Origin of the sequence: Protofrankia sp. Cas8 (assembly GCF_963555845.1) — a bacterium.
Lineage (GTDB): Bacteria > Actinomycetota > Actinomycetes > Frankiales > Frankiaceae > Protofrankia.
In genome coordinates this window covers 1-10,716 of the sequence record NZ_CAUVXI010000191.1, presented here as the reverse complement: position 1 = coordinate 10,716, position 10,716 = coordinate 1, and the positions used below count along the sequence as shown (strand labels likewise).

Below are 10,716 nucleotides of genomic sequence, written 5' to 3'. Positions count from 1 at the left end.
AGCCTCAATCCCGTGAGCACAGGTGCGGGCCGCCTCCCCCCGCAACTCCGCCGCATCCAGCGCCAACCGCCGCGCCCGCGCCCGATCCGCACCCGCCACCTGCCCCCGACCCGCAGCCGCCCGCACCTGCTCCCGCAGGGCCGCCGCATCCCACAGCGCCGTCACCGCGCTGATCGAACCCTCGCTGAGTTCCGCCCGCGGCCACAGCAGCCACTCCCGATCCGGCGGCAGCAACGCCCGCACCTCACCCAACGCCACCCGATAACGATCATCGGCGTCCAGGCCGTCGCGCAACGCACCCCCCGCCTGGGCCTTCGCGTCGGCTAGACCGGTCGCATAGGTAAAGAGCGCATCCCCACAGCCGCGGTAGGCCCGGGCCAGCTTCGCCAGCCCGTTGGGCAGTTCCACCAGCGCCTCGGTGAACAGGGACGCGTAATCACCGGCCATCGCCAGCTCGCCACCACTGCTCGCGATCGCCCGCAACCGCGCGGTGTTGTGTTCGGCGACCTCGGCCTGGTGCTGCAACCGGACGGCCATCGCCCGCACCGCATCCGGATCACCCGGAGTCGGATCGCTGTCCAGGTCCAGGACACCCCAGTCACCCACCGCGGCCCTCCCGCATCGTCACCGACCATCGAGAGCAACCCACAACCGCATGCTTACAGCTCTATGCATAGAGTAATATACTGTGACATAACTAGCAACAATGTTCCAGAAGATCGAGATCCTTCCCGGCCCCGGGCGTGCTCGCCGCATCGGCCGCCAGCACGTCCCAGCTTGGGGTGCTCCACGCCGCGCAGGGCCGGGCAGCGGACGCGGTGCCGTACACCCTGGCGAGCCTGGCCATCCAGCTGGAGATCGTCTCACCCGAGGCAGGCTTCAACATCCACTGGCTGGGCCGCCAGCGGGAGATGCTCGGCGACACCGCGTTCCGGGCGATCCTTGCCGACTATCTGTCCCCCGGCGACGTCGAAAGCGTCGTCGGCCTGCTCGACCCTGCCGCGGACGCCGACGGCGCATCGGCCGGCGAGGGACCCGGGCCGGCGCGCGGTCGCGGTCCTCGAGGCCTACGCCACTGCGCCCGCCGCCGTCGGCGCCTCCTACGCCCGCCGCGGGCTCGGCCCCGCCACCGTCGCGGGTCAGCATGCTGGTCCTTGATAGTGCGATCTGAGATACTGCGATCTAGGATCCCGGTGCGCTGGACCCGCGTCTCAAGGCGCATGGTGATGTAAGGAGGTGAGCGCGTGTCTGAGCCGATGATCGACACTGTGTACGAGACGACGGACGAAGAGGACGAATACGACCGTCAGTGTCTTGATGCTGCGCTTGCCGAAGGCTGCGACCCGGTACCCTTCCGGGCGTTCTTGGCCGAGCTTGGGATCGATCCGGACAACCTCGACGACGACGAGGTATGAAGGCTGTCGTACGCAAACGGCAAGATAAGGCGCTGTGGCGGGCGCTGAGTCGTACAAGGTCGAGATCGACCCGCATGCCCAGCATGCCTTCCGGAAGCTTTCCCGTGATGTTCAGAACCGGCTGACCAAGGTCATTCTTGCGTTGGAGCACACGCCGCGGCCTGTCGGCTGCAAGGCGGTCGTCGGCCAACCGGGTTACTGGCGTATCTGGGTCGGCGACTATCGGGTGATCTACACAGTGTGGGACGACGTGCTCGTGGTCCTGGTTGTGGAGCTCGGCCATCGCCGCGACGTCTACCGCCGTTGACCGCGGGCGGGTCCTCCGTCCGGCTTGGGTTCGACGGGGTGGGCGTGTCATCGACTCAGACCATGATCGGCGCGTGTTTGTTCTTGGGTACGCTTTTCGGGCCGATATGCGTACCTGACGACAAACATGCGCTGATCTTGTGGATGGCACTGATCATGGAAATGGTGCTGATCTTGGGGATGGCTCTGTGCCGCGCATGGTCCGTGAACCGTCGATCGCCGCCGGGGACGACCGGACACCACCGGACACGACCGGATCGGGTAGTTGATCGACTACATAGGCTGTGGCCTGCGGAAACGCTGGAAAATAGCTGGTCGGATCTACCGGTGCGGGAGGGGGGACTTGAACCCCCACGCCCGAAGGCGGCAGATCCTAAGTCTGCTGCGTCTGCCATTCCGCCACTCCCGCGTAGGTACCACAGTAGCGATCGGCGGGCGTGTGCTGTCGCCGGTGACCGCGAACCCGCCCGTGGATCGCGGTCACCGGCGACAGGCGTGTCGGAGGCGGCCAGGATCTGACGATGCGCCTGACGGCCTCCGACATCCAGCCTGCCGGCCCGGCCGCCACGTGACCAGGGGCCTCTGGGCGCCCACTGACGGGTGCCTCCGGCGGGCGCCCAGAGGCCCGTCCGCGGGTGCCGGTATGGTCATCCGGCGGGTCCGTGAGGGCTTCCCGCGGGTGCCGGTACGGGGTCAGCCGGCCAGACCGAGATCGCGGATGAGTTTGGCGACGTGGCCGGTCGCCCGGACGTTGTAAAGCGCTTTCTCGATCTTTCCGTCGGCGCCCACGACGAAGGTCGACCGGATCACACCGAGGGTCTTCTTGCCGTACAGCGTCTTCTCGCCGTAGGCGCCGTAGGCCGTGAGCGTCGCCCGGTCCGGGTCGGACAGCAACGGGAAGGTGAGCCCCTCGTTGTCACGGAACTTCGCCAGCTTCGCCGGCTTGTCCGGGGAGATGCCCAGCACGTCGATCCCGGCGCCGTTGAGCTGCACGAGGCTGTCCCGGAAGTCGCAGGCCTGCTTGGTACAGCCGGGCGTGGAGGCAGCCGGGTAGAAGTACACGACCACCGCTCGCCCCCGGTAGGCGGCGAGCGACACATCCGTGCCGTCGGCGTCGGGCAAGGTGAAATCCGGGGCGGTGTCACCAGGGGTGAGACGGGCAGCGGCGGCAGTCTCGGTCATGGCCGGAAAGTTAGTCCGACGGCCGCCCTGTCGCAAACCCGCCCCCTGGCACATGCCCTGGCACATGCCCGTGCGCACGCCGGGGTGGTCGCGTTGCCGGCGCGGAACGGACGGCGAGCGGCTCGACCCCCGCCGCCGTCGCCACCCCGACGAACGCAGTCGGATCCACCTGGTCGGCGGCCCATCGGCGCAGCTCGTTCACGATCAATGCGGAAAGGTCGACTCCGGCGTCGGCGTCCGCGTCGGCGAAGACCAAGGGGTCGATCGCGACGTCCATGATGACCAGGAAGGTGCGGCCGTCACCGACGATACGGCCGCAACCCACCGCGCGGCCCGGTTCGTCGACGGCCTCCACGCACAGCCCGGCCAGACTGCCGGCAAGGGCGTCCGCCGCGGCTTCGGGCCCAGGGTCGGGCAGGCCGCCGGCGGTGCGCAGTCGGCGCAGCTCCGCCACATCGGGCATCCGGTGGACGACCACGAACCCACCGACCGACAGCGACAGTGACCGCGAGGTGGGCTGGCCGCCGGTCGTCGTTCCCGGTATCGGTTCGATGAGCGCCGGATGGATGGACGTCGGGCCGGGTCGGACCCCAACCACGAGCGTGTCAAACGCCGTGTGCCTGTGGCCGTCGAGATCAGGCGGGCGCGGTATGCGGCCGGCTCGGCTGATCCGCAGCGGCGGGCCGGCGGCCAGGTCCGTCAGCAGTTCGTCGGCGTCGAGCAGGCGTTCGAGCTGGACCGGTGCGCCGGGTTCGCTCGTCGGGCTGGCGCGGTCCTGCCCGAGTAGCAGCAACGTTCCACCCGGGATGATCGCGTTCACCGCATCACACAGAACCGCACGCCGCTCGCTGGGCGGCAGGTGAAGATAGCAGATAGTGACAAGGTTGTAGGACCTGGGCTTCGGTGTCCAGCCCAGGACGTCGGCGTGGATCCAGTCCGGCGTCACGTCGAACCGGCGGGACAGTTCCCGTGCCTTGCGGATCGCGACATCCGAGAAGTCCAGACCCGTGACCCGCCAGCCCTGCGTGGCAAGCCAGACTGCGTTGCGGCCCACCCCGCAGGCCAGATCGAGGGCCCGGCCCGGGTGCAGGCCGGTGAGTTGTTCGATCACGACCGGGTTCGGCTCGGCGGTCCAGCGCAGGCCGGTTCCGGCGTGCCGGCGGTCCCACTGGGCGGCGTCCACAGCCGCTATCTCACCTCGTGCGGCCGTGGACTGCCGGGCCAAAGGGTGTGTGAGGGCGGTTCTTTTCGCACACCCGGAGGCCCGCAGGGACTCTCAGACGCCCCGCATTCGGGCCGGCGGCGTTGTTACCGGGCGGCACCGCCGTTACCGGGCGGCACCGCCGTTACCGGGCTGCACCGCCGTTACCGGGCGGCACCGGCTACCGCGGCGGTGAAGCCGTCCACCGTCAGGGCCTGCGCGGCAAGCTGACTGCCGTTGACGAACACGGTTGGGGTGCCGTTCACGCCGCGCTTGGACGCATCATCCTCCACTTTCGCGACATAACCGTTGTATGTGCCGTTGTTCACGGCGTCGGTGAATGTCGCGGATGTCAGCCCGACCTTGCCGCCGAGTTCGGTCAATGTGGTGTTGGTGAAGCCGCCGGTTTTCTCGGCTGGCTGATTGGCATAGAGGACGTCGTGGTATTCTTTGAACCTGCTTTCCTGGGCGGCGGCTGCGGCGGCGTTCGCGGCCCGTACCGACTCCGGCCCCAGAAAGGACATCATGTGATAGACGGCCTTGATTTTTCCGGCGTCAATCAGTTGCTGGACGGTGGGGCCGAGCGATGTTTCGAGATTTTCGCAGATGGGGCACTGGAAGTCCTCGTAGAAGTCGACGGTGACCGGGGCCTTCGCCGTTCCGACGACGATCCCGTTGTCGCTCCCGGTCGCGTTCGCCGGCAGCACGACGGGTGTGGCGACCGTCCGACTGCTCTGGACGGCGAAGCCGATCACGCCGACCAACGCGAGCACAGCCACGGCAACCGACGCGATGATGATGCGCTGGCGCCGCCGCGCATGCGCGGCCTCGGCGGCTCGGGCCGCGGCGGCCTTTTCCCGTCGGGCCTCATCACGACCCGCAGGCCGCCGTCCGGCCGGGGCGTCTTTCGGCCCGTCCTTGCCTGGAGTGGCGTTCATCGATTCTCCTGGAACGGTCGGTCGAGGAGACGGTCGAGGGTCAGTACGCTGTGCGGCCAGCGCACCAACAGGCCGCTCGCGACGAGGAGCAGACTGTCCCGCACGATTTCCTCGGTGTAGTGGGTGGGCGCGTCCGCGGTAAGGTCGCCGCCGGCTGAGAAACAGCCGCATTCGATGTGCAGCCCGCGCGCTGCCGCGGCCGTGATCGCTGCGATATAAGTGGCGAGCAGCAGGGTGGACACGACAGCGCCCACCCGCACGGCCAGGCCCACGAGCAGCAGCAGGCCGAGCGCGATCTCCACAAACGGGACGGCGTACGCGACCGGATGGACGAATGATTCAGGCAGAATGCGGAAGGCCCGGACCGACCGCACCATTCCCTGCGGATCACCGATCTTGAGGATACCGGCGGCGAGCCAGATCGCGGCCAGACCGAACCGCAGCACGGTCGCGAGGGTCCGCGCCATCCGTGGGCCGGTAACCCACGCCTGAAGCGGTCTCCTGCCGGCTGTGGCGGTACCGGGAATGTCCACAGGGCTGTCCGCTGTCCGTTCCCGTTTCACGGGGTCACGTGTTTCATGGCGTCACGTCGTCTTTCCGGTGTTGACCAGGACCGGCAGGTCATGGACATAGTCGGCGACCTGGGTTCCGGCCAGATACAGGACCGTGGCCTTGTCGTTCTTGGTGAATGCTATGACTTGCGTCCCATGGGTAACGGTATAGCTGCCATTTGGCTGGCGGACCGGTTCCTCGAGCGGGATACCGAGAGCGTCCGCCTGCGCGTGCACCTGCGTCAAGGTGCCGCGGACGCCCATGAAGGACGGGTCGAACTGGTTCAGCCATTGACCCAGGACGCCGCCGGTGTCGCGGTCGGGGTCGGTGGTGACGAACACCGTCGCCACCTGTGCGCGTACCGCGGTCGGCACCACGTTGAGCGCCGCTGCGATGTCAGCCATCGTCGTCGGGCAGACGTCGGGGCAGTGGGTATAGCCGAAGAACACCAGCGTGACCTTCCCCGCCGTCCGCGAGCGCAGGTCGAACGGGGCTCCGGCGGTGTCTGTCAGGTTCATGGCCGGCTTGTCGATCGGCTGCGGGACCGCTGTTCCACGCAGCCCGGTGGACGCCCCGGAGTCGTCCATGATGGTGACCGCTGACTCGCTACCCGCGGAGCAGCCGGCAGTGACGAGTACAAACGCGGTCAGCGGTACGGCGGCCAGCAGTCGGCGTCGGCGCGTGAGTGGAAAAGATAGTTGCATAACTCCTCGTGGTGAGTGGGCGTCGCACGAAAATGGGAACGACAAATATGGCAATGACCGAGCCGGTGGACGACCGAGCCGGTGGACGACCGAGCCGGTGGACGACCGAGCCGGTGGATGACCGAGCCGGCAGGCACAGCCCACGCCCGACGGTCTGTGGGAGATCGCCTGAGGGTTCGGCGCGAGCGTGGCGTGACCGACGGTCAGACCGCCGCGGGCACGGCGGCGAGGGCGGGCCGGCGCGGCGGTCCGCGCCGTGCCAGGACGTAACGCAGACAGACCATGGGCAGCCAGGACGGGCGCCGGCGGCCAACGGGTCGGCCGCGGGTTGGTGCGGCGATCGTGACCGGCGCGACGGGTGGGCTCAGGTGGCTGGACAGCAGACGTATGACTGCGCGGGCCGCAGCGCTGCCGTGTCGCAGCCACCACAGCACTCCCGCCGCGGCCAGCATGTGGGCGCTCAGCACGATCAGGCCCCGTGCGTCAGGCGTCCACCCGGCACTGTGGATGGTGGCGCGGAAGTTCCCGGCAGCGCTGCCGGCCGCGCCGCCGGCAGTGCCCGCGCCCGGGTTTCCCAGGCGCCCGAGAGCGGTGCCACTGGTGCCGGGCGGGTGGCAGAGCAGGCGGGCGGCCAGGGACGAGTGGGATGTTCGCGGCGACGCGGACATGGCGAGGAGCCCGTGCAGGCCCGCCTGGGTCATGACCGCCACCGCGTACCCCACCGGTCCGTCGAGCCCCGGGCGCCTGCCGGTGGGTAGCAGACGTCCGCCGGCGGTGAGGCCCGTGGCGAGCGCGATCAGGCCAACCGTGATGAAGAGGATCGGCACGAAACCGGGCGTCGGCCCGGTCGACGGTAGATGGGCGAGCATCGCCAGCGCGACGGACGGCACGGCGAACCGGACGCCCTGCTCGAATGGCCCGCGCCACATCGCGCTCGCGGCGGACAGACGCGGGCGAACAGTGCGCCCCGGCCGCCGTCGCCGCCAGCGCGGATGTCGTCGGCAGCTCACCCGACCAGGGTAAACACCGGCGCGTGGGCCGCGGTTTTCGCCGGTCCCGCCGGGGCCGGTGAGCTGTGCCGCTCGCCGCCGTTTCGCCTCGCGCTTTTGTGCCCGTTCTGGCACGATCCTCGGCAGTGCTGCGGGCCAGGCGTCGCACTGCTTCGCGATCCACCGGTCCCCGACGATCGCACTGCCGGAGACCACCGGATCCTTGGCGTCGACCCGGGAGTTCGTGGCTGTCACAGTGTTGCCGGTCGCTCTAAGAGTGCCCGGCAACAGGGGTGTGGATCAAGGAGCGGGGCTGGGGCGCGTAGATCGCGAGGCGGAGGAGGAAGTCACCCTGGTGTTGGGTGGCGACCGACGACAACACAGCGAGGTGCGTGCCCCAGCCCCGCGACGCCGCGTCCCCTATTGCCGGGCACTCTAAGGCCAGGTAGGCAGTCATCGCGCGGAGGAAGGGCGACATTGGTGCCGCAGGACCCGGCTGCCATCCAGCAGCAGATCGAGAACACCCGTGCCGAGCTGGCGGTAACCCTGGATGCAATTGCCGAGCTCGTGAGTCCCAGAAGGGTCGTCGAGCGGACCGGCGAGCAGATCAGGGGCCGGGTGGCTGAACTTCGTCAGAAGGTGATCTCCGGTAGCTTCGCCGGGCCGGATGCGATCACCACGGGATTCCGCGGGGAGGACGGGGAGGCTTTCGACGTCGGTGCGTCACCGGATGGGCAGCTCCTTGCCGGTGATACCGGTTCGGGATACGGCTTGCGACGCACCGTTCGGTGGGATCGGGTCCTCATAGCCGGGAGCGCCCTGCTACTGGCTGTCGGGGTCGGTCGTCGCCGCCGCCGTCGTCGTCGAGCCCAGTGACATTGGACTGCGTGGTGTGAGTTGCCGGCAATCCCCGTTCCCTCAGGTCGGCTCGTGCTGCTCCGCCATGGCGAGACCGGGTGGAGCCGGTCCGGTCGGCACACCGGTGTCACAGACGTGCCACTCACGCCGGCCGGGGAGAAACAGGCCGCCCGACTTGCGGACAGGCTCGCCGCCTGGTCCTTCGCCCTGGTCGCGGCGAGCCCGAGGCAGCGTGCCCTGCGGACGGCCGAACTCGCCGGCCTGACCCGTTCGGCCGACCATCGGGACCGGGCTGCTGCCGGTGCAGGGGTGGCGCGGTTCGAGGTCTGGGACGATCTCGCCGAGTGGAACTACGGAGAGTTCGAGGGAGTCACGACGCCTGACATCCGCCGATCAGTGCCAGATTGGACGGTGTGGACCGGACCCACCCGCGGAGGTGAGACCCCCGCCCAGGTCGGCGGCCGCGCCGATGTGGTGATCGGACGCGTCCTGTCGTACCTGGAACGAGGTGACGTAGCCCTGGTCGGGCACGGCCACATGCTGCGGGTGCTGGTGGCGCGCTGGCTGGAGCTCGATCCGGTTCTCGGCGCCCGGTTCGTGCTGGACGCCGGTGGGCTGTCCATCCTCGGGCACGAGCACGAGACGCGTGCGGTCCTGCGGCTGAACGAGCCGGCATAGGTGACCTGCTTCGTGGTTCGTGGTTCGTGGTTTGCGGTTCGTGGTTCGTGGTTCGGGAGTATCCAGCGGCCCCCGGCGGGTAGGCCTTCTTCACGCAGGCCCCGTCGGTGCGGCAGACCGCACCGACGGACAGGGCTGCACCGAGGAACAGGGCCGCCACGACGACTGGACAGGAGTGAGCCTCAATGACCGAGTCTCGACCACCTGCGAACCAGACACCTGCGAACCAGACACCTGCGAACCAGACACCTGCGAACCAGACATCCGCGAACCAGACATCCGCGACGACGACTGATGCGGGCATCCCGGCCGCCAGCGACGAGCACTCGCTGTCCGTCGGCCCGGACGGCCCGCTGCTGCTCCAGGACCACTATCTGGTCCAGAAGATGGCGCAGTTCAACCGGGAACGGGTGCCCGAGCGGGTCGTCCATGCCAAGGGGGGCGGTGCGCACGGTTACTTCGAGGTGACCGCGGACGTCACCCCCTACACGAGGGCCGCGTTCCTCGCCGAGGTGGGCAGGCGCACGGACGTGTTTGTCCGCTTCTCCACGGTGGCGGGGGAGCTCGGCAGCGCTGACACGGTTCGTGACCCGCGTGGCTTCGCGATCAAGTTCTACACCGAGGAGGGTAACTACGACCTGGTCGGCAACAACACGCCGATCTTCTTCGTACGCGACCCGAGTAAGTTCCAGGACTTCATCCACTCGCAGAAGCGGCGTGCCGACAACCACCTGCGAGACAACAACATGCAGTGGGACTTCTGGACGCTGTCACCCGAATCCGCCCACCAGGTGCTGATCCTGATGAGCGACCGCGGGACGCCACGCTCCTGGCGCAACATGAACGGTTACGGCAGTCACACATTCATGTGGGTGAACGCGGCTCGTGAACGGTTCTGGGTGAAGTACCACTTCAAGACCGAGCAGGGCATCGACACCTTCACCGACGCTGAGGCGAAGGCGACGGTGTCGGTCGATCCCGACTATCACATCCGCGATCTCGCATCGGCTGTAGATGCCGGTGAATATCCGTCCTGGCGGCTGGAAATACAGATCATGCCGTTCGCGGCTGCCGCCACCTACCGTTTCAACCCGTTTGACCTGACCAAGGTCTGGCCACACGCGGACTACCCGCCGATCACGATCGGACGCATGGTCCTGAACCGCAATCCCGGCGATTACTTCACCGAGGTGGAGCAGGCGTCGTTCGAGCCGGCGAACATGGTGGCGGGGATCGGCCCGAGTCCGGACAAGATGTTGCTCGGCCGGCTGTTCTCCTACCCGGACACGCATCGTCACCGGATTGGCCCGAACTATCTGCAACTACCGATCAACCGTCCGAAGTCGCCGGTCAACTCCTACAACAAGGACGGCGCAATGCGCTACGAGCCGTCCCGCGACCCGGTGTACGCGCCGAACAGCTACGGCGGCCCCAGGGCCGACGCGGCCCGGTACGCCGACGACGCCGTGTGGGAGGCCGACGGCGAGTTCGTCCGGTCGGCATACACGCTGCGGCGGGACGACGACGACTTCGGCCAGGCGGGCACGCTGTATCGAGACGTGATGTCCGACACCGACCGCGACCACCTGGTGGGCAACATCGTCGGGCATGCGTCCCAGGATGTTCAGGCCGAGGTCCAGCGGCGTGTCGTCGAGTACTGGCGCCAGGTCGATCCGGACCTCGGCGCACGGGTCGCCAAGGGTCTGGGCGTCGGCTGATCCACCGGCGCCGGCCACAACATCAAGGACTCCGGGTCGGACGGGAAGCACAGGCACTGGCAGGCAGCACAGGCACTGGCAGGCAGCACAGGCACTGGCAGGTTGCACGGGAACTACAGCACGTTGCGACGGCGCAGGGTGGTCAGTGTCGCCGCTCCGGGCAGCACCGGGAGCC

The 10,716-nt window shown here is 68.3% G+C and carries 12 protein-coding genes, 1 tRNA gene and 1 pseudogene; 6 read left to right on the top strand and 8 right to left on the bottom strand.

Features of this window, described 5'->3' with window-relative positions; genetic code table 11:
- Nucleotides 1–606 (bottom strand): annotated as a pseudogene (locus U9977_RS21595) (type IV secretion protein Rhs); the annotation flags it as partial.
- A 137-nt stretch (nucleotides 607–743) separates the two neighbouring features.
- Here U9977_RS21595 and U9977_RS21590 point away from each other — a divergent pair.
- From U9977_RS21590 to U9977_RS21580, 3 genes are read left to right on the top strand one after another with little or no spacing between them, the layout of a single operon-like run.
- On the top strand, nucleotides 744–1,232 hold the full coding sequence (locus U9977_RS21590; RefSeq protein ID WP_322751108.1) for a hypothetical protein: 489 nt from the start codon (nucleotides 744–746) through the stop codon (nucleotides 1,230–1,232).
- A 12-nt stretch (nucleotides 1,233–1,244) separates the two neighbouring features.
- Nucleotides 1,245–1,415 (top strand): hypothetical protein, encoded by a 171-nt coding sequence (locus U9977_RS21585; protein ID WP_322751107.1) that lies wholly within the window; start codon nucleotides 1,245–1,247, stop codon nucleotides 1,413–1,415.
- A gap of 34 nt (nucleotides 1,416–1,449) precedes the next feature.
- A complete protein-coding gene (locus U9977_RS21580; protein WP_322751106.1) occupies nucleotides 1,450–1,722 on the top strand; it encodes a type II toxin-antitoxin system RelE/ParE family toxin in 273 nt (90 codons plus the stop codon).
- A 327-nt stretch (nucleotides 1,723–2,049) separates the two neighbouring features.
- On the opposite strand, the gene U9977_RS21575 is transcribed toward U9977_RS21580, so the two are convergent.
- The 7 genes from U9977_RS21575 to U9977_RS21545 form a co-directional block, all read right to left on the bottom strand.
- Nucleotides 2,050–2,130: transfer RNA gene (locus tag U9977_RS21575), tRNA-Leu, on the bottom strand.
- A 284-nt stretch (nucleotides 2,131–2,414) separates the two neighbouring features.
- Nucleotides 2,415–2,903 carry a thioredoxin-dependent thiol peroxidase gene (gene bcp / locus U9977_RS21570; RefSeq protein WP_322751105.1) on the bottom strand — a complete coding sequence of 163 codons (489 nt, stop codon included), beginning with the start codon at nucleotides 2,901–2,903 and terminating at the stop codon, nucleotides 2,415–2,417.
- A gap of 10 nt (nucleotides 2,904–2,913) precedes the next feature.
- Complete coding sequence (locus tag U9977_RS21565; RefSeq protein WP_322751104.1) at nucleotides 2,914–4,086, bottom strand: class I SAM-dependent methyltransferase; 1,173 nt, start codon at nucleotides 4,084–4,086, stop codon at nucleotides 2,914–2,916.
- Nucleotides 4,087–4,268: 182 nt separating this feature from the next.
- Entirely contained in the window at nucleotides 4,269–5,042 is a 774-nt protein-coding gene (locus U9977_RS21560) for a DsbA family protein (protein ID WP_322751103.1), read from the bottom strand.
- Nucleotides 5,039–5,575: a MauE/DoxX family redox-associated membrane protein gene (locus tag U9977_RS21555; RefSeq protein WP_322751102.1), complete on the bottom strand. Its 537-nt coding sequence runs from the start codon at nucleotides 5,573–5,575 to the stop codon at nucleotides 5,039–5,041. The genes U9977_RS21560 and U9977_RS21555 overlap by 4 nt, the downstream gene beginning before the upstream one ends.
- 51 nt (nucleotides 5,576–5,626) lie before the next feature.
- Nucleotides 5,627–6,298 carry an SCO family protein gene (locus U9977_RS21550; RefSeq protein WP_322751101.1) on the bottom strand — a complete coding sequence of 224 codons (672 nt, stop codon included), beginning with the start codon at nucleotides 6,296–6,298 and terminating at the stop codon, nucleotides 5,627–5,629.
- 203 nt (nucleotides 6,299–6,501) lie between these two features.
- Nucleotides 6,502–7,227 (bottom strand): hypothetical protein, encoded by a 726-nt coding sequence (locus tag U9977_RS21545; protein WP_322751100.1) that lies wholly within the window; start codon nucleotides 7,225–7,227, stop codon nucleotides 6,502–6,504.
- A 540-nt stretch (nucleotides 7,228–7,767) separates the two neighbouring features.
- Between U9977_RS21545 and U9977_RS21540 the strand changes: the two genes are divergently transcribed.
- The 3 genes from U9977_RS21540 (at nucleotide 7,768) to U9977_RS21530 (ending at nucleotide 10,541) form a co-directional block, all read left to right on the top strand.
- Nucleotides 7,768–8,163 carry a DUF3618 domain-containing protein gene (locus tag U9977_RS21540; protein ID WP_322751099.1) on the top strand — a complete coding sequence of 132 codons (396 nt, stop codon included), beginning with the start codon at nucleotides 7,768–7,770 and terminating at the stop codon, nucleotides 8,161–8,163.
- 54 nt (nucleotides 8,164–8,217) lie between these two features.
- Nucleotides 8,218–8,823, top strand: a complete 606-nt coding sequence (locus U9977_RS21535; RefSeq protein WP_416210732.1) for a histidine phosphatase family protein — start codon at nucleotides 8,218–8,220, stop codon at nucleotides 8,821–8,823.
- Nucleotides 8,824–9,008: 185 nt separating this feature from the next.
- Complete coding sequence (locus U9977_RS21530) at nucleotides 9,009–10,541, top strand: catalase (protein ID WP_322751098.1); 1,533 nt, start codon at nucleotides 9,009–9,011, stop codon at nucleotides 10,539–10,541.
- The last annotated feature ends 175 nt before the right edge of the window (nucleotides 10,542–10,716 follow it).

Coding starts and splice junctions, on each gene's coding strand:
- bcp (WP_322751105.1), bottom strand. CDS start 2,903: ATGACCGAGACTGCCGCCGCTGCCCGTCTCACCCCTGGTGACACCGCC.
- U9977_RS21550 (WP_322751101.1), bottom strand. CDS start 6,298: ATGCAACTATCTTTTCCACTCACGCGCCGACGCCGACTGCTGGCCGCC.
- U9977_RS21545 (WP_322751100.1), bottom strand. CDS start 7,227: ATGTGGCGCGGGCCATTCGAGCAGGGCGTCCGGTTCGCCGTGCCGTCC.
- U9977_RS21530 (WP_322751098.1), top strand. CDS start 9,009: ATGACCGAGTCTCGACCACCTGCGAACCAGACACCTGCGAACCAGACA.
- U9977_RS21560 (WP_322751103.1), bottom strand. CDS start 5,042: ATGAACGCCACTCCAGGCAAGGACGGGCCGAAAGACGCCCCGGCCGGA.